The following is a 24,461-nucleotide window of genomic DNA, read 5'->3' as shown; positions in this document are numbered from 1 at the left end:
CACAATCCCCAAAACGGGGTGATTTTGTCCTTCGACCACTTTGCGAGGCGCTACGCAAGAACGCAACGTGGTCGTCGAGTGCCTGACTGGCCTGTGGCAGCATGCGGTTAAAAAAGGGAGAAAGAGCATGGAAGAAGAGGATGAGCCGCTGCTGCCGCGCGAAAAACTGCTGCGCTATGACGTCACCCTGTTAAAAGATGATGAACTGCTGGCGCTCTTTTTACGTACCGGAACGCCCGGTAAAACGGTATTTACGCTGGCAAAAGAGCTGATCGTACATTTCGGTTCTCTGCACGGTTTGCTGACCGCCGAACTGGCGCAGTTTAAGCACGTAGAAGGGATCGGTGTGGCGAAATATGCCCAGTTGCGGGCCATTGCTGAACTTGCCCGCCGTTTTTACAATGTCCGCATGGAGAAGGACGATCCGATCCTGACGCCAGCGATGACGCGTGAATACCTGCAAAGCCAGTTAACCGATATCGAGCGCGAGATCTTTATGGTGATCTTTGTCGATAACAGAAACCGGGTACTGAAACATAGCTGCCTCTTTGCCGGTACGTTAAGCCACGTTGAGGTGCATCCGCGAGAAATTGTGCGGGAAGCGATAAAAGTGAATGCAGCGGGCGTGATCCTCGCGCATAATCACCCCTCAGGCTGTGCAGAACCGAGCAGAGCGGACAAAGAAATCACCGAGCGCATTATCAAATGCTGTCAATTCATGGACATTCGTGTGCTGGACCATCTGATAATTGGCCGCGGAGAGTACATTTCTTTTGCAGAACATGGCTGGATTTAGGCTATTTCTCGCGATCCATCGGGATCTTTGTCTGTTCGGGACTTGAGCACACCGCCGAGTCAGCGTATACTACGCCACCTTTGAGAATCTCGGGTTTGGCATTTGGGCCTGGCAATCGAGAGTTCACTTAGAACTATGCGATGACCGGGCTGTAAAGCCTGACGAGGCGCCGATACCCCATACGAAGCTCGAGCTAATTTGATTTTTGGAGAATAGACATGTCCCGAGTCTGCCAAGTTACTGGCAAGCGTCCGGTGACCGGTAACAACCGTTCCCACGCACTGAACGCGACTAAACGCCGTTTCCTGCCGAACCTGCACTCTCACCGTTTCTGGGTTGAGAGCGAGAAGCGTTTTGTCACCCTGCGCGTATCTGCTAAAGGTATGCGTGTAATCGATAAGAAAGGCATCGATACAGTTCTGTCTGAACTGCGTGCCCGTGGCGAAAAGTACTAAGTACTTAAAGAGGAAATAAATCATGGCTAAAGGTATTCGCGAGAAAATCAAGCTGGTTTCTTCTGCTGGTACAGGTCACTTCTACACCACCACGAAGAACAAACGTACTAAGCCGGAAAAACTGGAACTGAAAAAATTCGATCCAGTTGTACGCCAGCACGTACTGTACAAAGAAGCTAAAATCAAATAATTTTAGTCTCCTTGTATCGAAAAACCCCGCAACTGCGGGGTTTTTTGCATTCTGTATCTCAACGGAGGAACCATGCCTGAATTACCTGAGGTAGAAACCAGCCGTCGCGGCATTGAGCCCCATCTGGTCGGCGCGACGATTCTTCACGCGGTTGTCCGTAACGGGCGTCTGCGCTGGCCGGTGTCCGATGAGATCCATGCCCTGAGCGATAAACCCGTCCTTAGCGTGCAGCGCCGCGCGAAATACCTGCTGCTGGAGCTGCCCGACGGCTGGATCATTATCCACCTGGGGATGTCCGGGAGCCTGCGCGTTCTTACCGAAGAACTGCCTGCGGAAAAGCACGACCACGTGGATCTGGTGATGAGCAACGGCAAAGTGCTCCGTTACACCGATCCACGGCGCTTTGGCGCGTGGCTGTGGACGAAGGAGCTGGAAGGGCATAACGTGCTGGCGCATCTGGGCCCGGAGCCGCTCTCAGACGCGTTTAACGCGGAATACCTCAAGGCGAAGTGCGCGAAGAAGAAAAGCCCGATTAAGCCCTGGCTGATGGATAACAAGCTGGTGGTCGGCGTGGGGAATATCTACGCCAGCGAATCGCTGTTTGCGGCCGGGATCCACCCCGATCGGCTGGCCTCGTCGCTGTCGGCGCAGGAGTGCGAGCTGCTGGTCCGGGTGATTAAAGCCGTATTGCTGCGCTCAATTGAGCAGGGGGGGACAACGCTGAAGGACTTCCTGCAAAGTGACGGCAAGCCGGGCTATTTTGCCCAGGAGCTGCAGGTGTATGGCCGTAAGGGCGAACCGTGCAGAGTCTGCGGCACACCCATTATTGCCACGAAACACGCCCAGCGCGCCACGTTCTACTGCCGTCAGTGCCAGAAATAGGGCTACTTGAGCTTTTCCATCAACGCCTGGTGGACGTTAACCGGCAGGAAATGGGTAACGTCCCCGTGATGTCGCGCCACCTCTTTTACCAGCGTGGACGAGATAAACGACCACTCTTTGGAGGGCATCAGGAACACGCTCTCCAGCTCCGGCATCAGGTGGCGGTTCATGTGCGCCAGCTGCATCTCATATTCGAAGTCTGCCACCGCGCGTAAACCGCGGATCAGAATGTTCGCCTGCTGGGCCCGGGCGAAGTTCGCCATCAGGTCGCTGAATCCGACAACCTCAACATTCGGCAGGTGCGAAATGGCATCGGTGGCGAGCTGCACGCGCTCGTGGAGGTCAAACATCGGCTTTTTGCTGGGGCTGGCGGCAATGGCCAGGATCACCTTGTCAAACATGCACGCCGCACGGGTGATGATATCAAGATGACCGTTGGTGATCGGATCGAAGGTACCCGGATAAATCGCTTTTGTGCTCATGGCTCACGTTTTCTCTGAGTAGCCGCGGCAGAGCGCCCACAGCTCGGTGTATTTGTTGAAAGTATACTGGGCATTGACTACCGCAAGTAACCAGCCCTGCTTACCGTCCAGCACGCCACCACGCAGCAGCAGCGTTTTCAGGAACGCGCCCAGCGTGTGGGTGAAGATTCCGGTCAGCGAGGCCTTCTTGCCGCGCTGGTAACGCTCCTGCGCCCATGCGGTGGCATAGTTGAGCTGTTTGCGCTGGAAGCTTGCGAAATCGCGGCAGGTCAGGTGCAGCAAATCGCCCGTCAGGGGGATGATCTGGGCGTTGTCGCAGGCCAGAGATTCATGCACCAGATTGTCGTTGTACTGATACCGCTCGCGCTCGTAGAGGCGCGTCACGCGGTCAGGATACCAGCCGCTGTGGCGCATAAAACGGCCAAGGAAGTAGTTGCGGCGGGCAATGCTGTATACAGCACCAGGTTGAGGTGAGGAAAGCACCGCCTGAATGGCCTGCTGAAGTTCTGGCGTAATACGTTCGTCAGTATCGAGCATCAGGACATAATCTCCGGTGGCAAACCCCTGCGCGCGCTGGCGCTGGAGGCCATAGCCTTGCCAGTCAGTATCGATAAAGACTTTTGCGCCCGCTGCCCGGGCAACGTCCACCGTGTTGTCCGTACTTCCGGAATCAAGAATGACTGTCTCGTCAGCCCAGGCAACCGACGCCAGGCAGTCCGGAAGCAGGTCGGCGGCGTTTTTGGCGATCATCACGACCGACAGACGCGTTGACATCAGTGGCTCCGCTGGGGCAGGTAAGGTTGCAGAAGTTGCAGCAGACGGGTCAGGGCACCCTGGTTCTGGTGCAGCACTTCGACCGCATGTCGCCCGTACCACAGGCGATAATCTTCGTCAGTCAGAAGGGTTGAGACCTCTTTGACTACCGAATCCGCATCGGTCACGGTAATTAAACCATCGGCCTGCTGTAATTTCGCGCAGATATCTTTGAAGTTAAATGTGTGCGGCCCCATCAGCACCGGAATCGCGTGGGCTGCTGGCTCGAGCGGGTTATGGCCTCCGCGTTCCACCAGGCTTCCGCCGACAAACGCGAGGTCAGCAATGCCGTAGAGCAGCATCAGTTCGCCCATCGTATCGCCAATCACCACCTGGGTGCTGCCAGACGGGATCTCCCCGCTGCTGCGCAGCGTGAAGCTGAAACCGCCTTTTTGCACCATTTCACGGGCATCTTTAAAACGTTCCGGATGGCGGGGCACGAGGATTAGCAGTAAATCAGGGAAGCTTTCCAGCAGCTTGCGGTGCGCCTGCAGGATGATCTCTTCTTCACCGTCATGGGTACTGGTCGCAATCCAGACCTGACGACGCGGGGCCCACTGGCGGCGAAGCGTGATGGCGCGGGCGGCGAGTTCAGGGGTAACCGAAATATCAAATTTCAGGCTGCCCGTCACCGCAAGCTGGTTGCGTTTGAGGCCCAGAGAGATAAAGCGTGCCGCATCTTCTTCATTCTGCGCGGCAATCAGGGTGATCTTGCTCAGCAGGCGGCGCATAAATTTACCCAGCTTGCCGTAACCTTTCGCCGAGCGCTCTGACAGCCGCGCGTTGGCAATCACCAGCGGAATTTTACGGGCATGCAGGGCGGAAATCATGTTCGGCCACAGTTCGGTTTCCATCACAATCACCAGCTTCGGGCGAACGGTATTCAGGAAACGATTCATGGCGCAGGGGAGATCGTAAGGGAGATAGACGTGATGAACGTCTTTGCCGAAAGCGGATAACGCGCGCTCCGAGCCGGTTGGCGTCATCGTCGTGACGGTGATCGGCAGCGACGGGTAGCGGTGACGCAGGGCGCGAACCAGCGGGATCGCCGCCAGCGTTTCACCCACAGAAACGGAATGCAGCAAAATACCGTCCGGTGCGACTTTATTGCGGCAGAAGCCATAGCGTTCAGCCCAGCGTTTACGATACGCAGGCGCTTTCCGGCTACGAAGCAACAGTCTCAGCCACACCAGTGGCTGAATAATGTAGAGCAGGGCGGTATACAACAATTCCAAGCGATTATCCGTTTTTTTAGTTTCGGCGGGCAAATTCTAAGCATTTAAGCCAGGTAAAGCTATCTCTTATGCCAGATACCGTTTCAGACGGAAATAACGGCGTCCCAGGCGCCAGTGCTGGCGCAGCCCACGGGCGTTTTTCCAGATTAGCGACCAGATCCCGCGGTCAAACAGCTCGCGGATGATTTCACGCTTTTTGCTCTGATCGCCGATGTTGTTAATGGCGTGAAGAATGCCCAGACCCTCTTTGGCAATCTGCCACTGGCAGGCCGGCACATGGCGCACCGCATCCGGGTAACGCTGGTTGATTGCATCCAGCATTTCGAGGATTTTCATGTAGTGGCGGGCGTTGCGCATTCGCGTGTCGTCCGTTCCCGGCGTGTGCGACACCGAGGCCGAGTGGATCAGGTAATCGTAAAAGGTTTCGTCGGTGTACTGCACGCGTTTGGCGGTCAGCAGCACTTCAGTGGTCCAGGGGATATCCTGGTGGCGCAGACCGTGTTCAAAGGTGAAGCCCTGCTCCTTGATGAAAGCATGACGGTAGATATTGAGCCAGGTCACGTGCAGGAACTTTCGTGATGAAAGCGCGCGCTGAAGCCAGGTTGGGCCGTCCAGCACGTCGGTGGACTGCAGCTTGTCGGACGGGAAGATCTTTTTCGACGGGCGTCCGTCGTCGTAGATATAGGTACCGTTGCAGGTCGCGACATCAAGATCGTTCTTTTTGGCCATCTCAAGCAGGCGCGGGTACATGCCCGGATAAATCACGTCGTCGATGTCCGGGAAGGCGACGTATTCGCCCGTTGCCACCGCCAGGCCGGTATTACGCGCGGCCGACACGCCCTGATTGGCCTGATCGATAACTTTGTAGAAGGGGAATTCGCTGGCGTACTGCGCAATGATGGTGGAGGAGCTGTCGCTTGACCCGTCGTTCACAACGACCAGTTCCAGACTGTCCAAATGTTGAGCTTTAATGCTGTCGAAAAATGCATTGAGGAATTTTTCACCGTTATAAACGGCGACCACGAGGCTCAATAAAGGTTTGTCGGACATGCTTTCTCCGTTGTGTTCAGGGCAGGCCACCCATTATGGTGGTACCATTCGCGCTGTATTATATCTGGTGGATACTAAAAACATATGCCTGGAGGGACAAAGATCGTTTCAGGTGGAAAATTAGCGTCACGCGGGCGAGATTTTTAACAGGAAATATATGCATATTGTTCACACTGAAGCAGACGGCGGCAAAGGCGGGCAGCCTCTGCGCATTATCAACGAATCGCTTGGGATGATTCAGCGTGGCCATCAGGTGACTCTCCTTTGTCCGGAAACTGCGCCGCTCCACGCGCTGGCACGCAATGCCGGTTTGATGGTAGTCACGATGCCGTTAAAGCGTAAGAACCTTAAAAACCTGCAGGTGCTGCGTCGCTGGATGAAGGATAACCGTCACTCGATTGACGTCATCAACAGCCATAACTCTGCCGATACCTGGCTGGTGGCGCTGGCGAATCTGACGCTGTCCAACCCTGTACCACTGGTGAGAACCCGTCATGCGTCCGGCGTACCGCGCAACAACTGGACGACCCGCTGGCTCTTCCGCACGGCCTGCGCGCATATCGTGACCACCGGCGAGGCGCTGCGCCATCAGGTGGCAGATATTGGCGTGCCGATGTCTCAGAGTACGTCGGTGCCAAGCGGTGTCGATACGCAGCGTTTCCATCCGGGAGATAAGCACCAGGCCCGGGTTCATTGTGGTTTGTCGCAGGACGATTTCTGGCTGGGCGTGGTATCGCATTTACGCCCGAACAAAGGCCATAGCGTACTGCTGCGCGCCCTGGCGAAAATTGACAATCCACACATCAAGCTGGCGATTGTCGGCGAAGGTCCGCACAAAGCGACGCTGGAACAGGAAATCACCGCCCTGGGGTTACAGCAGCGCGTGGTCATGGCGGGACATCAATCCGATCCGGAACGCTGGTTCCCGGCCTTTGATATTGCGCTCAGCCCTTCGCACGATATGGAAGGTGTTCCGCAGGGCGTGCTGCAATCGTTTGCCACCCGTATTGCCACCATTGCGACGGATGCGGGTGGAACGGGAGATGCGGTGATTAACGGGCAGACGGGAGTGCTGGTCGCGCAGCGCGACGAAAACGCGCTGCGCGATGCCATAATGAAACTCTATGACGACTCAGCCCTTCGTGAGACGCTCGCGCAACAGGGATATGACTACCTGAGCACGCACTTTACCCGCGAATGTATGCTGGACGCGATGGAGAAAGTCTTCTCCGATGTCGCTCAGCGCAGCAAATCACGATAAAGCGCCTGTAGCTCTTTCGCCATTCTGTCCAGGGTGAAGGGCTCGGCGGTTGCACGCGCAGCGGCGGAGTAATCGACACCCTGTTCACGGCCTTTCAGCCACAGCGAGATGGCCTGCTGGTAGCCTTCGCTGTCCAGCGCGTCCCGCACCCAGCCGTTATGACCCTCGGTTATCCACTCCGCCGCGCCGCAGCCGTGGCTGGTAAGCAGCGGCAAACCACAGGCCAGCGCTTCCACGCAGACGTTCGGGAAGGGATCGTACAGCGTCGGCAGGATAAGGGCATCCGCCGTGCCATAGACTTCACGCACGTTGGCAACGGGGCCCAGGAACTTCACTCGTGAGGAAATCCCCAGCGCCTGCGCCAGCTTTTCGAACTTCCGCGCATGTTTATCGCGGCCGGCAATCAGCAGCCAGACGTCAGGATGCGACACAATGGCGCGCAGCGCGGTGGCGACGCCTTTACGGCTGAAGCCTGACCCAACATACGCCAGCACCGGTGCGTCAGGAGGAATACCCAGGACATCACGCTGCGAAAGGGCGCGGACCTCAGGGCTAAACTGAACGGTGTCCACGCCGTTGTAGATCACCGTCAGCTTGTCGTCCGGCAGCCCGAAGCGCCGCGCGATATCATCGCGCACCATCTTCGAATTACAGATCACCTTGCGCAGCTGCGGATGGGTAAACATCTGCGCCTCGGCCTGCAGAATGTAGCGGTGATAGCGGCTCAGAGATTGCGCCCAGCGCGCCAGCGGCGACAGAATGCGGCCATATTGCTCAAGCCAGGTGGCGTGAACACCGTCGCCCGCCCGGAAGATGGTGGCTCCCGGTATGCGTTCGTGGCTTTGCACAATATCAAACTGCGCAAAATGCGCGGCGGCTTCGAGGGCAAAACCGGATTCACGCGCGATGCGATTACGAAACGGCGGATTGACCGTCAGCGTTTTCCAGCCTGCGGCATCCTCCCACTGGCGAGCAATCAGCGTGACATCAAGGGAGGTATCCTGCGCCAGCACGTTTAGCGCACGTGAGACAAAACGCTCTGCGCCACCGTTGGGGTTGTAGGTCTGTCGGACAATAGCCAGCTTCATGCAGGTGTTTCCGTTTCCAGAAGCATCGTATCAATGGCGCTCAGCACCTGCTGTGGGGTGATGGCCGTGATGCAGTCAGAGACACCGCTGTCTCCGCAGCCCGCTTTGCCGCACGGCTGGCAGGTAAACCCGGCAACGATTACGCGATAATTTACCCCCCACGGCGCCCATTTGATGGCGCCGGTAGGGCCAAAGATGGCGACGGTTGGCGTACCGACGGCGCTCGCAAGATGCATTGGCATGGAATCCACGCCGAAGTACACCCGGGCGTGCTTCATGAGCGCACCCAGCTCTTTCAGGTTCAGCTGACCGCTTAAATCAAAGACCGGCTGGGTGAGGGCTGCGCGCAGCTCATCCATATAGGCCTTCTCTTCTTTTGACGGCGCGGCGGAGAGGACGATCGGCAGGCCGCGCGCCGCCAGGTTATCAATGGTCGCTGCCAGCTTTTTGATATCCCAGGCCTTAAACATCCAGCGCGAGGTCGGGTGAACCAGAATGTAGGATTTACTCGTGAGCCCAAACCCGGCCAGTTTTTCGGCCACAGAGGCTTCTGCCGCGTCACCGGGCACAAAAAGCGTATGTTTGTCTTCATCGGACTGCGGATGAATGCCGATCCGGCGCAGGGCATCCAGATTAACCTCCACCATATGACGGCTGTTGTCCTGAATCGCCGGATAGAGCGTGGTGAACGATTTCACCCAGCGGCGACGCGCCAGGCCCCCGCGCTTATCCGGCTTAAAGCCGACGGAGACGCGCGGTTTCAGGCGACGCGCCAGACGCGCGCCGTGCCAGTGTTCGGTCAGGTTAATCAGCACGTCATACTGACGGCCTTTCAGGGTGTTCAGCAGGGCGCGGTAGAGGCGGAATTGTTCAAACCAGCCCTTCTTGCGCCAGTTGCGCCCAATAGTGTGCACCTGGTCGATATGCGGGTGGCTGGTCAGCATCGCCTGGGTATCGTCATAAACCAGCGCATCGACTTCCACGTTCGGCCAGTTCTTTTTCAGCACGGTAAAAACCGGCGAGGTAAGCAAAACGTCACCGTGGTGACGAAGCTTAATAATCATCACGCGCTTTGGCGGGCGCTCCGCTGAGAAAAAATCAGACATAGGCTCTCTCTGCTGCCAGCAAAGGCTCTAATTGCGCAAATACCGCAGCGGCGCTGAGGTCGCTCAGCTGCGATGAGTGTTCCGGGCGGCAGATATATTGATTTTTTCCATAGCCGCCGATAAGCCCCGGGTCCGTTGGGCCGTAAAGCGTAATATTAGGACGGTCCAGCGCCGCCGTCAGGTGGCTGAGTCCCGTATCCACGGAGACCACTGCCGTAGCGCCTGCCAGCGCCTGAGCGACGCCATCCAGCTTCATGCGCGGCAGAACGTCCACATAATCAAACCCTGCCGCCAGGCGTTTGGCCCGCGACTCTTCGTGCGGTGCACCCCACGGGAGTTTGATACGTAACCCCTCACTCCCCAGCAGGCCGATCAGTTCGCGCCAGTGCGCTTCCGGCCAGTGCTTGTCATCGCGGGTTGTCGCGTGAAGGAAAATCAGATAAGGATCGCTTTCCTGCGATGAGGTGTGCAGGAAATGCCGGGAAATCGCATAGTCGCCCTGGGTTTCCGGTTTCGCATAGCCCAGGCTTTTGGCAAACAGCTCTCGGGTACGTTCCACCGCGTGCTGCTGCTTCGCGATGTGATGGCGGCGGTTATAAAACAGGCTCGCCAGCGGTTCGCGGGCGGTTTGCCAGTCCATGCCGTGCTTTACGCCGCGCGCCAGTCGCGTCACCAGCGCGGCGCTTTTGACCAGCCCCTGCGCGTCAATGATGGCGTCGTAATGCTGTGCCCGCACCGCCTCGCGGAAGGCTTTGCGTTCGGCTTTAATCGGCGCGGAGAACCACGCTTTCCGCCAGCGGCGAATCGCCACCGGGATCACGCGGTCAACCGCTTCATGCCAGGTGGGGATCTGCGCGAAGCCCTCTTCCACCACCCAGTCAAAACGGATGCCGGGAATGGCCCGCATGGCGTCCGTCAGCGACGGCAGCGTGTGCAGAACATCACCCATTGAGGAGGTTTTAACGATCAATACCCGCATTCGTTATCCTTCTTCGCTCAACAGCAGTTCGTTAAGCTCTTCAAGAACGCGCTGCGGGGTAATGTCGATCAGGCTCTGATGATAACCTTCAGCGGCATCGCCTTTGCGCACCTTGTGGTAGCCGGTGATCAGGCGAATAACGCGCGCTTTATGGGAAAGCGGAGGCGTAAAGTCCGGGCTGCTTGGCCCATACAGCGCCACCAGCGGACGGTTGAGCGCAGCAGCGACGTGCATCAGGCCTGAATCGTTGGTAACCACAGCGTGGCAGGCAGCAATCAGGATAACCGCCTGCTCAAGCTGCGTTTCTCCCGCCAGGTTGCGGCACCAGGCCTGCTGTTCATTACTGAGCGTCGCGAGAATTTCGTTGCCCGCCTCATGGTCTTTTGCCGAACCGAACAGGACAATCTGGTAGCCTTCGTCGATCAGCTGTTTCGCCAGCTCTGCATAGTGGTAGTGCGGCCAGCGTTTTGCCGGGCCGAACTCGGCGCCAGGGCAGAAGCCAATCATCGGACGTTCAGCCGAAAGGCCAAACGCGCTGCAGGTCTGGGATTTTTCACCGTCGTTAACCTGAAGCTGGGGCCAGAGCAGCGGCTGCGGCAGGTCTTTCGCGCTGCGCATCACGCCTTTGTCATAGGCCAGCGCCACGTAGCGCTCCACCATTAATGGCCAGGCCGCTTTATCCAGCACGCGCGCATCGTTCAGCAGGCCGTAGCGCATTTCGCCGCGCCAGCCGGTGCGATGCGGAATGCCCGCAAAGAAGGGCACCAGGGCAGATTTAAAGGAGTTGGGCAGAACATACGCGCGGTCATACCGCTTCTCGCGCAGGCTATGGCCGAGCTTGCGGCGTTCGCCAATTTCAAGCGCCCCGTGGCCGAGCGGCATCGGGATCGCTTCATTCACTTCCGGCATACGCGATAACAGCGGACGGCACCACGCGGGTGCCATCACGTCGATTATCGCCTGGGGATAGCGCGCCTTGAGCGTGCGATAGAGACTTTGCGACATCATCATGTCGCCCACCCATGACGGGCCGATCACCAGAATCTTCATACTTACGCGTCGCGGTTCAGCCAGGCCATATACTCCGTTACGCCTTCGGCAACGGTTTTGAACGGCTTGTCATAACCCGCTGCGCGCAGGTTAGTCAGGTCAGCCTGGGTGAACGCCTGATAGCGGCCTTTCAGCTTGTCCGGGAACGGAATGTACTCGATGCTGCCTTTTTTATGGTACGCCAGCGTGGCGTCAGCCACCGCCTGGAAGGACTCTGCGCGGCCGGTACCCAGGTTGAAGATGCCGGACACGCCGTTTTCCCAGAACCACAGGTTTACGGCTGCCACGTCGCCCACGTAAACGAAGTCGCGCTTAAAGCCGTCGCTGCCTTCGAAGAGTTTTGGACTTTCACCGTTATTCAGCTGGGTGTTCAGGTGGAACGCCACGCTTGCCATGCTGCCTTTGTGGCCTTCGCGCGGTCCGTAGACGTTGAAGTAGCGGAAGCCGACGATCTGCGAGTTCGCTTCTGGCAGAACCTGACGCACATATTCGTCGAACAGGAATTTGGAGTAGCCGTAGACGTTCAGCGGCTGCTCATATTCGCGGGACTCGATGAAGTCCGAGGTGCGCCCGCCGTAAGTGGCGGCAGAAGAGGCATACAGGAACGGAATTTCACGCTCCAGGCAGTAGTGCAGGATCTCTTTGGAGTACTGATAGTTGTTGTCCATCATGTACTTGCCGTCCCACTCGGTGGTGGAAGAACACGCACCTTCGTGGAAGATGGCTTCGATTTCGCCGAACTCTTCGCCCGCCATAATCTGGATAAGGAAGTCTTCTTTATCCATGTAGTCAGCGATGTTCAGATCCACCAGGTTAACGAACTTGGTGCCGTCTTTCAGGTTGTCAACCACCAGGATGTCGGTGATGCCTTTGTCATTGAGAGCCTTAACAATATTGCTGCCGATAAAGCCTGCGCCGCCGGTAACGATGATCATAACTGTAACCTTTGAAGTGTGGAGCCCGGGGACAATCCCGGACGCTAATGTTTCTATCATATCATTAGTATGGCTGCCCTTCAGCCATTCACCGACATAGCGCAAGGGTACACGTGATTTATGCTGCAAAAACGACAAGAGATGACGTGTCATCTCGTCATGAACTATAGGTTTGGGTAATATGTCCCGAAATTTGCCGAGTCTGGAGAATTGCAATGCGTGGTGATTTTTACAAACAGTTAAACAGCGACCTTGAGACCGCACGTGCGGAAGGGTTGTTCAAGGAAGAGCGTATTATCACGTCTGCACAGCAGGCGGACATCACCGTTGCCGACGGCAGCCATGTGATCAACTTTTGTGCGAACAACTACTTAGGTCTTGCGAATCACCCTGAGCTGATTGCCGCGGCAAAAAACGGCATGGATACCCACGGTTTTGGTATGGCCTCAGTACGCTTTATCTGCGGTACCCAGGACAGCCACAAGCAGCTTGAGCAAAAGCTGGCGAACTTCCTCGGAATGGAAGACGCGATTCTCTACTCCTCCTGCTTCGACGCCAACGGCGGCCTGTTCGAGACCCTGCTCGGCGCAGAAGATGCGATTATCTCCGACGCCCTGAACCACGCCTCCATCATCGACGGCGTACGCTTGTGTAAAGCGAAGCGTTTTCGCTACGCCAACAACGACATGGTTGAGCTGGAAGCGCGCCTGAAAGAGGCCCGTGAAGCGGGCGCTCGCCATGTGCTGATCGCCACCGACGGCGTATTCTCCATGGACGGCGTGATCGCCAACCTGAAGGGCGTGTGTGACCTGGCGGATAAATACGACGCGCTGGTGATGGTCGATGACTCTCACGCGGTCGGTTTTGTCGGCGAAAACGGCCGCGGCTCACACGAATACTGCGACGTAATGGGCCGCGTGGACATCATCACCGGCACGCTGGGCAAAGCGCTCGGCGGCGCATCCGGCGGCTATACCGCTGCGCGTAAAGAGGTGGTGGAGTGGCTGCGCCAGCGCTCGCGTCCGTATCTGTTCTCCAACTCCCTGGCACCGGCGATTGTTGCCGCCTCCATCAAAGTGCTGGAGATGGTGGAGTCCGGCGCTGAACTGCGCGACCGCCTGTGGTCCAACGCGCGTCTGTTCCGTGAAAAAATGAGCGCAGCAGGGTTCACCCTTGCCGGTGCTGACCACGCGATCATTCCGGTGATGCTGGGTGATGCGGTCGTGGCGCAGAACTTTGCCCGCGAACTGCAGAAAGAAGGGATTTACGTCACCGGGTTCTTCTTCCCGGTGGTGCCAAAAGGTCAGGCGCGTATCCGCACCCAGATGTCTGCGGCGCATACGCCTGAACAAATTGAACGTGCGGTGGAAGCCTTTACCCGCATCGGTAAACAGCTGGGCGTCATTGCCTGAGGACGTGTGATGAAAGCGTTATCCAAACTGAAAGCGGAAGAAGGGATTTGGATGACCGACGTGCCGGAACCGGAAGTCGGTCATAACGATCTGCTGATCAAAATTCGTAAAACGGCTATCTGCGGTACTGACGTTCACATCTACAACTGGGACCAGTGGTCGCAGAAAACCATTCCTGTACCGATGGTTGTCGGTCACGAATATGTCGGTGAAGTGGTGGGTATCGGCCAGGAAGTGAAAGGCTTCAAAATCGGCGACCGCGTCTCCGGTGAAGGTCACATTACCTGCGGCCACTGCCGTAACTGCCGCGGCGGGCGTACGCACCTGTGCCGCAATACCATCGGCGTGGGCGTGAACCGTCCGGGCTGCTTTGCGGAATACCTGGTGATCCCGGCCTTTAACGCCTTCAAAATCCCGGACAATATTTCTGACGATCTGGCCTCCATCTTCGATCCGTTCGGCAACGCCGTGCACACGGCGCTCTCCTTCGATCTGGTCGGTGAAGACGTGCTGGTCTCCGGCGCGGGCCCCATCGGCATTATGGCGGCAGCCGTGGCGAAGCATGTAGGTGCGCGCAACGTCGTGATCACCGACGTGAACGAATACCGCCTGTCGCTGGCGCGCAAAATGGGCGTCACCCGCGCGGTGGATGTCTCGAAAGAGAGCCTGACCGACGTGATGGAAGAGCTGGGCATGACCGAGGGCTTTGACGTGGGTCTGGAGATGTCCGGTGCGCCACCGGCGTTCCGCACCATGCTCGACACCATGAACCACGGTGGCCGTATCGCGATGCTGGGTATCCCGCCGTCGGATATGTCCATCGACTGGAACAAAGTCATCTTCAAGGGGCTGTTCATCAAGGGTATCTATGGTCGTGAGATGTTCGAGACCTGGTACAAGATGGCGGCGTTGATTCAGTCCGGTCTGGATCTGTCCCCGATTATTACTCACCGTTTCTCCATCGATGAGTTCCAGCAGGGCTTTGACGCGATGCGTTCCGGCCAGTCAGGGAAAGTGATTCTGAGCTGGGATTAAATCTGCCTGCTGGCACCACTTTTTCGGGTGCCAGCGCTCTTTCTTAGCGGTTTGACTTTCCAGAGGTTACTTGTTAACTTTTGGCGAAATTTTCTCCATTCCGTCTTCTCCACACGTTCATTCAAGTAGTTAAAATGATTGCGTCAGGAAAGATTCTGCCAGGCTAATTAGGTCATTATGTCCACACTATTTCCACAGAAGTTGGTTGAGACACCTTCGCGATTTACCGCTTTCTTAACTTTCTTTATTTCCCTGCTAATAGTCATTGGCGTTAATATTATACATGCTAAATATAATGCGGTAATTAACCGTACGCTGGTTTTCGCACTGATATTGCTGTCTTTAAAATGTATAAACAATAAAATATTCAGAAATGTACTTGCGATTATTTTATTAATTCCAGTCGCGGCAGACATCACTTTACAGTTATATGCCTGGAGTAATTTCAATTCTGCGTTTAGCTATGGGTTTGCGCTAAGCGTACTTAATACGACACCGGGTGAAGCAAGTTCGATGCTCGGTTTGTACTGGCGCGATTGCCTGATTTTTATCGCCCTCTCGGCGTTTTTCATTTTTACCGCCAATACCGGGAAATGGCCTGTCGCGCCGCGTTTTCGTCGCTGGCCCGCCATTGCGCTTGCCGTCACGCTGCTGAGTTTTTATGGTCAGGCCTTGCAGCATCAACTCAGGAAAAGCAGCGTAGAAAGCCTGGCGCAGCGCGTGGTTCAGGCAACACCTGTCAGCACGTCTAAAGTCTTTATGCAGGCCATCGAAGATAATGCCGTGGTGGCCAATATCGGTAATAACATTCCTGATTATAAAATCACGCTATCCGATACTGGCATCGAAAACTATGTATTGATTATTGGTGAGTCTGAGCGCACGGCAAATATGGGTATCTATGGTTATCCTCGAGATACGACACCGGAGCTGGAGAAGCAAAAATCGCAGCTATTATTGTTCCGTAATGCTGTAACGCCTGCTCCGGTCACGATTATGGCGGTTCCGCTGGCGTTGACCGCCGATACTGTGAATGCACGAGATCCTCGTAAGTATGGCGATAACGTCATCAATATCGCTAACAAAGCGGGATATGATACGTACTGGTTTAGTCGTCAGGGTAAAGGAGGGGCGCATAATAACGTCATTACCGGAATTGCCCTGAACACGAAACAGCATGAGTGGATTGACGGGGGCTACGACGAAGACCTTCTGCCGCTGTTGCGGAATGCGTTAAAAACGCCGGGCAAGAAACTGATTGTTCTGCATTTGTACGGAAGTCACGAACCTTCCTGTCGACGCTTCCCTGCCAGCCAGGCGGTGCTGCAGGGTGATAATGAAGCTGATGATTGTTATGACAATTCGGTGCGATACACAGACACAGTGATGGGCAACGTTTTTAGCCTGCTGGAGAACTCGCGCTCATCCGTCATGTATTTCTCCGATCATGGCTTGATTCGCGATCCGAAACGTGCTGTAGCTTACTCGCACGGGAACGTTAATCCTCCACGCGAGGCGTTGCAGATCCCCGTGTTTATCTGGTACGGAAATCAGGTGGATTCTAGCAAGCAATACACCGGAGATTACAATACCGTGTGGTCAGCTGATGATATTAATACGCTGGCAGAGCTGTGGCTTGGAATCCATCGCCAGGGGGAGACTGTTCAGTCGGTACAGTCCTGGCTCGCTGGTTATAATAAGGACGTTACTGTGCTGGACACGACCGGGAAGTCCTATGACTGGCGTAATATTCGTTAACACAGGTGCGATAAACTTGCCTTTAGCAGCGTGCTAGTCTGCTTTGCCTTTATAGTAAATGGAATGATGATGATTAATGTAGAACGAGATAAGGTCCAGTTTGTATTGCTGCAGCTACTCTTCGGACTGTGTGCTTTAGCTTTTGGTTGCGTCGTTGTTTCACCTAACTTATCCGCCAAAATTTTGGGCCTGGCGGGTGTGACAGCATTCGTTATTTTCTTATTGGATATTAAAAACTTCAGAAAGAACGATGCATTCTGGCTTTGTCTGGTCCTGCTGGCTATTGGAATTTGCGATTTGGCCTGGTACCGGATGTATAAGGTTGACAGTGAGGCGATCAACTCGTATCGCGCCTATCTGGAAGTCGGGAAAATCTGCCTTTTCGGGGCATTCTCCATCTTCATGCTTGTGAGCAGAGAGCAATTCAAAATCGGCAGCAATAAAATCCATATGTTGCTGGTCATCACGCTGCAGGTGATGATTATTGTCTATGCAGGATACCAAAATATTTTTCTTGGTAACCAAAGGGTTACGTTTTCTCTTGCCGGTGGGGCGGATGCGACAGGGGCCGCTTATACCATTTCATTTATTTCGTTCTACACGATTCTGGTGCTTCAGCACAGTTTAAGTAGATGGAAAGAGTTGTTTGTACTCGGGCATTTTTTTATCACTTTCCTGGTACTGGTGGCGACAGAAACTCGAGCAGCCATTCTGACCTATCCGATTATTTTCTTCGCATTGCTGGTAGTGAAGTTCTACAAGGAAAAGCATATCCCATGGAAGGGAGTTGTGGTTTTCCTGATCGCGTTGCTGGCTGGTGCATTTATGATGAAAGACAGCCTGATAAAGCGTTATAACGACTTTAACAATGACATTGTTTCCTATGATAAAGCGAACAGTGCCACTTCTGTTGGGGCTCGTTTTGCTATGTGGAAAACGGGATTAGCTGCGTCTAAAAATAATTATTTATGGCAGTCGACAGATGAGCGAAACGCAAAGATAATTGCCGAGGTTAATAAAGACCCAAGCTTGTCAGGCGCGCTGGATCACATCCGCGGTCATCTTCATAATGAAATCGTCGAAACGCTTTCAGTGAAAGGACCTTCAGGCGTTCTTCTTTATATTCTGTTTGTGATATCGCTTGGCTGGTATGCATTACGTAAACGTAAAAGTATTATACTTTTCGCGTTCCTGGTTTCGATTGTTATGTTCGGCGTAGGTGGTGTGATGTTCTATTCTAAAACAACCCCTGTTGCGTGGATGTTGACGCTGATAATGTCGATTGTTTTCCTGGAACAAAACAAACATCGTACTGTCATTAAGTAACCGTTTTGATTCTCCCTCGGGAAAAAGGTATTCTTCCGAGGGAGAAATACCTTTTACCAGACGAGTATCCCATGAACGAACTGATTTCAGTCATCATCACCACCTACAACAGAGAGGCGTTGCTGGAACGCGCAATTCGTTCAGTTATTGCTCAGACATATCCCGCAGTAGAATTGGTTATTGTTGATGACTGCTCCAATGAGAAAACCCCTCAACTTATCGAGCGTATGCGCGCTGAGTGTGAGGCGCGCTTTGTACATTTCGTCTACGAGCGTAACGAAAAGAACAGCGGTTCTAACTTCAGCCGTAACCGGGGCTATGCGCTTTCGCACGGCGTGTTTGTAACGGGGCTTGATGACGACGATTATTTCCTGCCAGAGCGTTTGAAGAAGCTCGCTGAGCGGTATGATGATAAGTATGCTTTCGTGACGGACACGCCCGCCAGGTTGGACAAAACCCACCGTACCTATCCGGAAACTGATGACAAACGAATCATTGAGCTGCAGGATATTCTGTGTGAAAACGTGGTTGGCAATCAGGTATTGACCACAAAAGAAAAACTGTTAGGCGTAGGCGGATTTTCCCCTGAAATTAAACAGCAGCAAGATCGCGATGTGTGGATTAAATTAATTCTGAAGTATGGTCCAGGAATCAAATACAGTTTCAGTACTGCGATGGTGGATGCTGAACACGGGAGCGATCGGATTACGTCGCAGGTTAAAAAATACAATGCGTATCGGAAACTCTATTTTAAATACCGTCGGCACATGTCTGAAGTGACCCGCAGTAATAATTTATTCCAACTTATGTCGTTTCGTGGCTTTACATCATCGCGCATGAATTTCTTATTACGCGGGCGTAAAAAAGACGCTAAATTAAAAATGAAACTGTTTCGCCGTACGCTAAAAGAGCTATTCTGAATTTAATTAGGTGAAATGATGAATCTCAATGCAACGAATAAGCTCATCAAGAAAACCCGGCGCTGGCACAACAAAACGGGTTTTTCTCTTTTTCAGCGTGCTGCTTGCCATTTTGAGCGGAAGAAAAAAGAAGCGATTTTTAGCATTATTGATGATCTCAAGGTTCAACCTGACGATTCGCACACAGCGGAACCGATGCAATCAAACATTATCTGGATCTGCTGGTTCCAGGGGCTGGATAACGCGCCTGAGTTAGTTAAACACTGTGTCGACTCTGTTTATAAACACTCAAATGGATATGAGATTATAATTATTACTGAAGATAATTTCTCGGATTATATCACACTACCTGATGTGATTATTGAGAAATATAATTCTGAATTGATCGGTAAAGCTCACTTCTCTGATTTATTACGTTGCTGTTTATTGTATGAATATGGCGGTGTATGGCTTGACTCTACCATATTTATGGCTCATGATTTACCTTCCTACCTTGCCAATTCCTCATTTTGTTCTTTGCGTTTCACTCCAGCAGATTGCTCTGGGAGTATTAGCAACGGTTTCTGGACAACTTATTTTTTGGTTTCCGAGAAAAATGGCTATTTAATCGGTAATGTAATGAATGTGCTTTTAGAATACTGGCAAAAGCATGATAAAATCATAGACTATTTTTTAATGGATTATATCTTTTCTTATTATTTTGAAAACGATAGCCACTCAAGAGAAATTATTTTATCTCAACCTGTGCTCGGTGAAAATCGTTTTTTACTAAAAAATAGTATGAATGAGCATTTCTCACTGGAAATACAAAAACAATTTATGGAAGACCCTATAGGCATATATAAATTGTCTTATAAAGGGTCTTACCGTACTTCAAACAACGGCCAGCCGACAATATATAGCCTGATCCTTGATGGCACTTTCGAACTAAAGTGAGAAAAAAGCCACCATGACGGTGGCTTATTATCGTCAGGCTTTCTTACCCCATCCCTGCCACTGCTGCTGGACGTATTTCACCAGCGTACTGTTACTGATGCTGTCTCCGATGACAGAGAAGAAGCGGGTCGCGTAGACCGGTTCTAGCGGCTGCTTCGGTACGCAGCGCTTCACGCCGCGGAACGGATTACGCGGCGCCGTCGGAGTGGGCTGCGCAGAATTCGGCGTAGAGCTATCCACCTGCGGCTCATTCAGCAGATCGCTCGGGCGCACCAGCGTGATATCGGAAGGTAAGGTCGGCAGCATTTGCTGCAGGACGCGGACGGTAGACGGGTGGGGGTGACCGATGGCAATGGCCGAACCATTGCGGCGGGCCAGCTGTACCGCGCGATTAAACTGCACGCGAATATCGGCTTCGTTCTGGGTATCATCCAGGAACACCTTGCGCTTAATCACCTTTACGCCCGTTCCCTGAGCGGCGCGCATTGCCTGGCTGTTGCCGATGGTCATGCTGTCGAGGAAGTAGAGGTTATAGCGCTCCAGCGCCTGCATCACTTTGAGCATCCCGTACAGGCTCGACGTCATCGCGCTGCCCATATGGTTGTTCAGCCCTACGGCATACGGCACCTTGTTGTAGGCGTCGCGGATGATGCGCTCGATCTCCTCGCTGCTCATATCCGGGCGCAGGGTATCTTTTTCCAGCGGCTGCTTGCTGAGCGGGGCCATAGGCAGGTGGATGAGAACCTGATGCCCGCTGCTGTGGGCTTTGGTCGCCATCTCACGCGCGTGGGGGGCATTCGGCAGGACGGCAACGGAGATGGCCGACGGCATCGCCAGCACCTGGTTTTCATAATGTGGGCGATAACCGAAGTCATCAATCACGATAGCGAGCTTACCGGCGTATACCGGTGCAGCCAGCGCCAGCGCGCTGACGACGGAGAAAACGATTCGACGAAATTGAAGCAAAACTTATCTTCCCAACCACGGCTGTGGATTGACCGCCTGACCCTGACGACGAATTTCGAAATAGAGTGACGGGCGGCCCTGACCGCCACTGCTGCCCACAAGGGCGATGGGTTGGCCAGCGCGCACCTGCGTGCCGACGCTGACCAGCGCGCTCTGGTTGTAGCCGTAAAGACTCATGTCGCCTTTACCGTGCTCGACCACTACCACAAGCCCGTAACCCTGCAGCCAGTCGGCCAGAATCACGCGGCCATCGGCGATGGCTTTCACTTCGCTACCTTCAGACGCACCGATAACGATCCCTTTCCAACGTAGCTCACCCTGCAGCTGTTCGCCATAGCGATGCAGAATTGAACCGCGAACGGGCCAGAAAGCCTGACCGCGAGGAGAGCCGAGGCCGCCGGTACGCGACATCAGGGAACGTTCGCTTTCGCTTGGCTTGTAGGTGGTCCCTTTGCGGGAGGCTTCCTGCTGCTTGTCGCGAACGGCCTGCGCCTCGCGAGCCTCTTTTTCGGCGCGCGCTTTCGCTGCGGCTTCAGCACGGGCGATGCTGTTGCGCAGTTTCGATTCGTTGGCGCGCATTTCGCTCAGCTGGCTCTGCCCTTCCTGAATCGAGGACTCGAGACCGGCCAGGGTTTTCTTACGCTCGTTGCGTGCCTGCTCAAGCTTTGCCTGCTGGGCCTGCTGATCGTAGAGCAGCGTCTGCTGCTGGCTCTGCTTCTCTTCCAGCTCGGCTTTTTGCGTGGAGACCTCTTCGCGCGTCTGCTTCAGCTGCGCGATCGTCTCCTGACGCGCCTGGTTCAGATAGCCAAAGTAGGCCTGCAGGCGCTGGCCGCGCTGGCTCTCTTCGCCGCTGAGGATCAGCTGGAGTCCGGTATGTTCACCCTGGCGGAATGCGGCATCAAGCTGTGCGGCAAGGTTGCGCTCCTGCGCATCGCGCTGGCGCTCCAGTTTGGCAATCGACGCGTTCATCTCGTCGATCTGCTTATTCAACTGGGCAAGGGTGTTTTGCGTTTCACGGAGTTTACGCGTGGCAGCGGAGATGGCCTCTTCCTGCTGCTTAAGCTGGGCGAGCAGGGCGGCGCGCTGTTGCTGCTGTTGGCGTACCGCACGCTCTTTGGCGGCGATATCGGCCTGAATGGATTTCAACTGGTCGCGGTCATCCGCGTGGGCGGATGCGGCGCACAGCAATACGCCAGCGCTGAGTGCGCTGGCGTAAAACAGAGGTCTGACTGATAACCTAAGCGGCTTCACGACCCATGTGATTGAAAAAATCGCCTTTCCCCTCATGGGGAGCGATTATTCCACGATGAACAGCGGCTTACCAGTCATCTCTTCAGGGATCGGCATCCCCATCAGCGACAACATGGTTGGCGCGATGTCAGAAAGCTTGCCGCCTTCTACGGCTTTCACTGATTTATCACCCACATAAATCAGCGGAACCGGCAGGTTGGTGTGGGCGGTGTGCGCCTGTCCGGTCGCCGGGTCGCGCATCTGTTCAGCGTTACCGTGATCCGCGGTGATCAGCAGCTGGCCGCCAACGGATTCAACCGCTTTCGCCACCTGCTCAACGCAGTGGTCCAGCGCTTCAACCGCTTTCACTGCCGCTTCCATCACCCCGGTATGACCGACCATGTCGCCGTTCGGGTAGTTACAGATGATGGTGTCGTATTTGCCGCTCTCGATGGCCGCAACCAATTTTTCAGTCAATTCTGCAGAGCTCATTTCTGGCTGCAGATCGTAGGTGGCGACTTTCGGGGAGTTGATCAGAATACGTTCTTCGCCTTTGAACGGCTCTTCAACGCCGCCGTTAAAGAAGAAGGTCACGTGCGCGTATTTTTCCGTTTCGGAGATACGCAGCTGCGTTTTGTCGTTCTTCGCCATCCACTCACCGAAGGTATTTGCCAGCGAGGCCGGTGGGTATGCGCACGGCGCTTTGATGTCTGCCGCGTATTCGGTCAGCTGGATGAAGTCGATGTTTACCACTTTCTTACGGGCAAAACCGTCGAAGTCGCTGTTGACGAACGCACGGGTGATTTCGCGCGCGCGGTCAGCGCGGAAGTTCATGAAGATCAGCGCGTCGCCGTCTTCCATGGCGGCATCGGCCTGGCCTTCAGCGCGAATCACGGACGCTTTTACGAATTCGTCGTTTTCATCGCGTGCATAAGCCGCTTCCAGCGCTTCAACGGCGGTCGCGAACTGGAATTCCCCTTTTGCCAGGGTCAGCAGGTCATAGGCCTGTTCAACGCGATCCCAGCGGTTGTCGCGGTCCATGGCGTAGTAACGACCAATGATGGAGGCCACGCGGCCTTTACCCAGCGCGGCGAATTTGTCTTCGAAGGCTTTCAGGGAGCCTTCCGCACTGCGTGGTGGCGTGTCGCGACCGTCCAGGAAGGCGTGCAGATAGATTTTTTCCGCACCGCGCTCAGCGGCCAGTTCAACCATTGCCATGATGTGATCTTCGTGGCTGTGAACGCCGCCAGCAGAGAGCAGACCCATGATGTGAACGGCCTTGCCAGCAGCAACGGCTTTATCAACCGCGCCACACAACGTTGGGTTGGAGAAGAAGGTGCGTTCTTTGATTTCAACGTCCAGACGCGTCAGGTCCTGATACACGATACGCCCGGCGCCCAGGTTAACGTGACCGACTTCGGAGTTGCCCATCTGGCGGTCCGGCAGGCCCACTTCCAGGCCAGACGCGTCAATCAGCGTATGCGGACGTTTTGCCCACAGGGCATCCATGACCGGGGTTTTGGCGTTGAAAATAGCGTTATCCTGGCTGTCTTCACGGTAGCCATAGCCATCCAGAATCACCAGTACCATAGGTTTTTTAGAAACCGACATTGCGACAACCTCATGCTCAAGAGTCAAAATTTGCGTAATTTTACTACAGCTGAATCGATCAAATAGCCGCAGAAGATCAAAGAAAGCGCAGGGGCAAGGTACTCGCCAGACCATTTTGAGGCATTTTTTTAGGTGGCATGCCGCAGAAAATGGATTAGGTTAGGGTCGCTGGCTGTATTTGCCAGAACGCACAGGTATACTCCTGTCCTGGTTTTTTTAATCACTAAGTCGGGAGTAGTTACCCTCCATGCAAGAAATTATGCAATTCGTTAGCCGCCATCCGGTTCTGAGCATCGCGTGGATTGGCCTGCTGGCTGCTGTGCTGTTCACCACATTTAAGAGCCTGACGTCTAAGATTAAGGTTATCACCCGTGGTGAAGCGACGCGTCTGATTAACAAAGAAGATGCTGTCGTGGTCGATCTGCGCCAGCGTGACGATTTCCGCAAAGGGCACATTGCAGGTGCGATTAACCTGCTGCCTGCTGAAATCAAAGCGAACAACGTGGGCGAGCTTGAGAAGCATAAAGCCCAGCCGATTATCGTTGTTGACGGTACCGGCATGCAGGCGCAGGAATCCGCCAGCCTGCTACATAAAGCAGGCTTCGAAAACGTATCTGTGCTGAAAGAAGGCATTTCCGGCTGGAGCGGGGAAAATCTTCCTTTGGTACGCGGTAAATAAGGAGTTCAGTCATGGCCCATATTGAGATCTACACCAAAGCGACGTGCCCGTTCTGCCACCGTGCGAAAGCGCTGCTGAACAGCAAAGGCGTCACGTTCCAGGAACTGCCGATTGACGGTGACGCGATTAAACGCGAAGAGATGATCCAACGTAGTGGTCGTACGACGGTTCCACAGATTTTTATTGATGCGCAGCACATTGGCGGCTGTGATGACTTGTATGCGCTCGATGCCCGTGGTGGACTCGATCCGCTGCTGAGCTAAGAG

The 24,461-nt window shown here is 54.6% G+C and carries 25 protein-coding genes; 13 read left to right on the top strand and 12 right to left on the bottom strand.

The window, feature by feature from the left end; translation table 11 throughout:
• The first annotated feature begins 127 nt into the window (after window positions 1-127).
• The 4 genes from radC (at window position 128) to mutM (ending at window position 2,323) form a co-directional block, all read left to right on the top strand.
• Window positions 128-796 (top strand): DNA repair protein RadC, encoded by a 669-nt coding sequence (radC, locus tag AA74_RS0101895; RefSeq protein ID WP_008502693.1) that lies wholly within the window; start codon window positions 128-130, stop codon window positions 794-796.
• A 218-nt stretch (window positions 797-1,014) separates the two neighbouring features.
• A complete protein-coding gene (gene rpmB / locus AA74_RS0101890) occupies window positions 1,015-1,251 on the top strand; it encodes a 50S ribosomal protein L28 (protein WP_002436699.1) in 237 nt (78 codons plus the stop codon).
• Between the two features lie 22 nt (window positions 1,252-1,273).
• Window positions 1,274-1,441, top strand: coding sequence for a 50S ribosomal protein L33 (rpmG, locus tag AA74_RS0101885; protein ID WP_003024094.1), 168 nt, complete (start codon window positions 1,274-1,276; stop codon window positions 1,439-1,441).
• 72 nt (window positions 1,442-1,513) lie between these two features.
• Window positions 1,514-2,323 carry a bifunctional DNA-formamidopyrimidine glycosylase/DNA-(apurinic or apyrimidinic site) lyase gene (gene mutM, locus AA74_RS0101880; RefSeq protein ID WP_008502694.1) on the top strand — a complete coding sequence of 270 codons (810 nt, stop codon included), beginning with the start codon at window positions 1,514-1,516 and terminating at the stop codon, window positions 2,321-2,323.
• A 2-nt stretch (window positions 2,324-2,325) separates the two neighbouring features.
• Here mutM and coaD read toward each other — a convergent pair whose 3' ends face one another.
• The 4 genes from coaD to AA74_RS0101860 all read right to left on the bottom strand — a co-directional run bounded on the left by coaD (window position 2,326) and on the right by AA74_RS0101860 (window position 5,903).
• Window positions 2,326-2,805: a pantetheine-phosphate adenylyltransferase gene (coaD, locus tag AA74_RS0101875; protein WP_008502695.1), complete on the bottom strand. Its 480-nt coding sequence runs from the start codon at window positions 2,803-2,805 to the stop codon at window positions 2,326-2,328.
• Window positions 2,806-2,808: 3 nt separating this feature from the next.
• The gene (locus AA74_RS0101870; RefSeq protein ID WP_025910602.1) at window positions 2,809-3,579 is read right to left on the bottom strand and encodes a glycosyltransferase family 2 protein; all 771 of its coding nucleotides are present in this window, start codon (window positions 3,577-3,579) and stop codon (window positions 2,809-2,811) included.
• Complete coding sequence (gene waaA / locus AA74_RS0101865) at window positions 3,579-4,853, bottom strand: lipid IV(A) 3-deoxy-D-manno-octulosonic acid transferase (RefSeq protein WP_025910600.1); 1,275 nt, start codon at window positions 4,851-4,853, stop codon at window positions 3,579-3,581. The genes AA74_RS0101870 and waaA overlap by 1 nt, the downstream gene beginning before the upstream one ends.
• Window positions 4,854-4,919: 66 nt before the next feature.
• Window positions 4,920-5,903, bottom strand: coding sequence for a glycosyltransferase (locus AA74_RS0101860; protein WP_025910598.1), 984 nt, complete (start codon window positions 5,901-5,903; stop codon window positions 4,920-4,922).
• Window positions 5,904-6,060: 157 nt separating this feature from the next.
• On the opposite strand from AA74_RS0101860, the gene AA74_RS0101855 reads away from it, so the two are divergent.
• Complete coding sequence (locus AA74_RS0101855) at window positions 6,061-7,164, top strand: glycosyltransferase family 4 protein (protein ID WP_025910596.1); 1,104 nt, start codon at window positions 6,061-6,063, stop codon at window positions 7,162-7,164.
• Here the strand turns inward: AA74_RS0101855 and AA74_RS0101850 are convergent.
• Genes AA74_RS0101850 through rfaD form a run of 5 tightly spaced genes read right to left on the bottom strand, consistent with a single transcriptional unit; the run spans window position 7,143 to window position 12,322 of the window.
• Entirely contained in the window at window positions 7,143-8,252 is a 1,110-nt protein-coding gene (locus AA74_RS0101850) for a glycosyltransferase family 4 protein (protein WP_025910594.1), read from the bottom strand. The two genes, AA74_RS0101855 and AA74_RS0101850, sit on opposite strands and share 22 nt — an antisense overlap.
• A complete protein-coding gene (gene rfaQ, locus AA74_RS0101845) occupies window positions 8,249-9,358 on the bottom strand; it encodes a putative lipopolysaccharide heptosyltransferase III (protein WP_025910592.1) in 1,110 nt (369 codons plus the stop codon). Before rfaQ ends, AA74_RS0101850 begins: the two co-directional genes overlap by 4 nt.
• Window positions 9,351-10,337, bottom strand: coding sequence for a lipopolysaccharide heptosyltransferase RfaC (gene rfaC / locus AA74_RS0101840; RefSeq protein WP_025910589.1), 987 nt, complete (start codon window positions 10,335-10,337; stop codon window positions 9,351-9,353). Before rfaC ends, rfaQ begins: the two co-directional genes overlap by 8 nt.
• Before the next feature lie 3 nt (window positions 10,338-10,340).
• Window positions 10,341-11,387 carry an ADP-heptose--LPS heptosyltransferase RfaF gene (gene rfaF / locus AA74_RS0101835; protein ID WP_008502706.1) on the bottom strand — a complete coding sequence of 349 codons (1,047 nt, stop codon included), beginning with the start codon at window positions 11,385-11,387 and terminating at the stop codon, window positions 10,341-10,343.
• Between the two features lie 2 nt (window positions 11,388-11,389).
• Window positions 11,390-12,322, bottom strand: a complete 933-nt coding sequence (rfaD, locus tag AA74_RS0101830; protein WP_008502707.1) for an ADP-glyceromanno-heptose 6-epimerase — start codon at window positions 12,320-12,322, stop codon at window positions 11,390-11,392.
• A gap of 215 nt (window positions 12,323-12,537) precedes the next feature.
• Between rfaD and kbl the strand changes: the two genes are divergently transcribed.
• The 6 genes from kbl to AA74_RS0101800 all read left to right on the top strand — a co-directional run bounded on the left by kbl (window position 12,538) and on the right by AA74_RS0101800 (window position 19,709).
• Window positions 12,538-13,734 (top strand): glycine C-acetyltransferase, encoded by a 1,197-nt coding sequence (gene kbl / locus AA74_RS0101825; RefSeq protein WP_023294809.1) that lies wholly within the window; start codon window positions 12,538-12,540, stop codon window positions 13,732-13,734.
• Window positions 13,735-13,743: 9 nt separating this feature from the next.
• Window positions 13,744-14,769, top strand: a complete 1,026-nt coding sequence (tdh, locus tag AA74_RS0101820; RefSeq protein ID WP_021242426.1) for an L-threonine 3-dehydrogenase — start codon at window positions 13,744-13,746, stop codon at window positions 14,767-14,769.
• Window positions 14,770-14,946: 177 nt separating this feature from the next.
• The gene (locus tag AA74_RS0101815) at window positions 14,947-16,527 is read left to right on the top strand and encodes a sulfatase-like hydrolase/transferase (protein ID WP_025910586.1); all 1,581 of its coding nucleotides are present in this window, start codon (window positions 14,947-14,949) and stop codon (window positions 16,525-16,527) included.
• Between the two features lie 63 nt (window positions 16,528-16,590).
• Entirely contained in the window at window positions 16,591-17,853 is a 1,263-nt protein-coding gene (locus tag AA74_RS0101810) for an O-antigen ligase family protein (RefSeq protein ID WP_309487306.1), read from the top strand.
• Window positions 17,854-17,924: 71 nt separating this feature from the next.
• Entirely contained in the window at window positions 17,925-18,773 is an 849-nt protein-coding gene (locus AA74_RS0101805) for a glycosyltransferase (RefSeq protein WP_025910583.1), read from the top strand.
• Window positions 18,774-18,788: 15 nt separating this feature from the next.
• The gene (locus AA74_RS0101800) at window positions 18,789-19,709 is read left to right on the top strand and encodes a capsular polysaccharide synthesis protein (protein ID WP_240520118.1); all 921 of its coding nucleotides are present in this window, start codon (window positions 18,789-18,791) and stop codon (window positions 19,707-19,709) included.
• Between the two features lie 33 nt (window positions 19,710-19,742).
• Here AA74_RS0101800 and AA74_RS0101795 read toward each other — a convergent pair whose 3' ends face one another.
• The 3 genes from AA74_RS0101795 to gpmM are packed head-to-tail and all read right to left on the bottom strand — an operon-like array spanning window position 19,743 to window position 23,516.
• Complete coding sequence (locus tag AA74_RS0101795) at window positions 19,743-20,675, bottom strand: divergent polysaccharide deacetylase family protein (RefSeq protein WP_025910578.1); 933 nt, start codon at window positions 20,673-20,675, stop codon at window positions 19,743-19,745.
• Between the two features lie 3 nt (window positions 20,676-20,678).
• On the bottom strand, window positions 20,679-21,938 hold the full coding sequence (gene envC, locus AA74_RS0101790) for a murein hydrolase activator EnvC (RefSeq protein WP_025910576.1): 1,260 nt from the start codon (window positions 21,936-21,938) through the stop codon (window positions 20,679-20,681).
• A 33-nt stretch (window positions 21,939-21,971) separates the two neighbouring features.
• Entirely contained in the window at window positions 21,972-23,516 is a 1,545-nt protein-coding gene (gene gpmM, locus AA74_RS0101785; protein ID WP_023294812.1) for a 2,3-bisphosphoglycerate-independent phosphoglycerate mutase, read from the bottom strand.
• 247 nt (window positions 23,517-23,763) lie between these two features.
• On the opposite strand from gpmM, the gene AA74_RS0101780 reads away from it, so the two are divergent.
• Both AA74_RS0101780 and grxC read left to right on the top strand, forming a co-directional pair.
• A complete protein-coding gene (locus AA74_RS0101780; protein ID WP_008502714.1) occupies window positions 23,764-24,195 on the top strand; it encodes a rhodanese-like domain-containing protein in 432 nt (143 codons plus the stop codon).
• Window positions 24,196-24,206: 11 nt separating this feature from the next.
• Window positions 24,207-24,458, top strand: coding sequence for a glutaredoxin 3 (grxC, locus tag AA74_RS0101775; protein ID WP_008502715.1), 252 nt, complete (start codon window positions 24,207-24,209; stop codon window positions 24,456-24,458).
• Window positions 24,459-24,461: the final 3 nt, after the last annotated feature.

This window comes from Enterobacter sp. 5-4, from assembly GCF_000612205.1.
Classification (GTDB): domain Bacteria; phylum Pseudomonadota; class Gammaproteobacteria; order Enterobacterales; family Enterobacteriaceae; genus Enterobacter; species Enterobacter roggenkampii.
The sequence above is the reverse complement of the archived record's forward strand: the minus strand, read 5'-3'. Positions and strand labels throughout refer to the sequence as shown.

Coding starts and splice junctions, on each gene's coding strand:
- radC (WP_008502693.1), top strand. CDS start 128: ATGGAAGAAGAGGATGAGCCGCTGCTGCCGCGCGAAAAACTGCTGCGC.
- rpmB (WP_002436699.1), top strand. CDS start 1,015: ATGTCCCGAGTCTGCCAAGTTACTGGCAAGCGTCCGGTGACCGGTAAC.
- rpmG (WP_003024094.1), top strand. CDS start 1,274: ATGGCTAAAGGTATTCGCGAGAAAATCAAGCTGGTTTCTTCTGCTGGT.
- mutM (WP_008502694.1), top strand. CDS start 1,514: ATGCCTGAATTACCTGAGGTAGAAACCAGCCGTCGCGGCATTGAGCCC.
- coaD (WP_008502695.1), bottom strand. CDS start 2,805: ATGAGCACAAAAGCGATTTATCCGGGTACCTTCGATCCGATCACCAAC.
- AA74_RS0101870 (WP_025910602.1), bottom strand. CDS start 3,579: ATGTCAACGCGTCTGTCGGTCGTGATGATCGCCAAAAACGCCGCCGAC.
- AA74_RS0101860 (WP_025910598.1), bottom strand. CDS start 5,903: ATGTCCGACAAACCTTTATTGAGCCTCGTGGTCGCCGTTTATAACGGT.
- AA74_RS0101855 (WP_025910596.1), top strand. CDS start 6,061: ATGCATATTGTTCACACTGAAGCAGACGGCGGCAAAGGCGGGCAGCCT.
- AA74_RS0101850 (WP_025910594.1), bottom strand. CDS start 8,252: ATGAAGCTGGCTATTGTCCGACAGACCTACAACCCCAACGGTGGCGCA.
- rfaQ (WP_025910592.1), bottom strand. CDS start 9,358: ATGTCTGATTTTTTCTCAGCGGAGCGCCCGCCAAAGCGCGTGATGATT.
- rfaC (WP_025910589.1), bottom strand. CDS start 10,337: ATGCGGGTATTGATCGTTAAAACCTCCTCAATGGGTGATGTTCTGCAC.
- rfaF (WP_008502706.1), bottom strand. CDS start 11,387: ATGAAGATTCTGGTGATCGGCCCGTCATGGGTGGGCGACATGATGATG.
- rfaD (WP_008502707.1), bottom strand. CDS start 12,322: ATGATCATCGTTACCGGCGGCGCAGGCTTTATCGGCAGCAATATTGTT.
- kbl (WP_023294809.1), top strand. CDS start 12,538: ATGCGTGGTGATTTTTACAAACAGTTAAACAGCGACCTTGAGACCGCA.
- tdh (WP_021242426.1), top strand. CDS start 13,744: ATGAAAGCGTTATCCAAACTGAAAGCGGAAGAAGGGATTTGGATGACC.
- AA74_RS0101815 (WP_025910586.1), top strand. CDS start 14,947: ATGTCCACACTATTTCCACAGAAGTTGGTTGAGACACCTTCGCGATTT.
- AA74_RS0101810 (WP_309487306.1), top strand. CDS start 16,591: ATGATGATGATTAATGTAGAACGAGATAAGGTCCAGTTTGTATTGCTG.
- AA74_RS0101805 (WP_025910583.1), top strand. CDS start 17,925: ATGAACGAACTGATTTCAGTCATCATCACCACCTACAACAGAGAGGCG.
- AA74_RS0101800 (WP_240520118.1), top strand. CDS start 18,789: ATGATGAATCTCAATGCAACGAATAAGCTCATCAAGAAAACCCGGCGC.
- gpmM (WP_023294812.1), bottom strand. CDS start 23,516: ATGTCGGTTTCTAAAAAACCTATGGTACTGGTGATTCTGGATGGCTAT.
- AA74_RS0101780 (WP_008502714.1), top strand. CDS start 23,764: ATGCAAGAAATTATGCAATTCGTTAGCCGCCATCCGGTTCTGAGCATC.
- grxC (WP_008502715.1), top strand. CDS start 24,207: ATGGCCCATATTGAGATCTACACCAAAGCGACGTGCCCGTTCTGCCAC.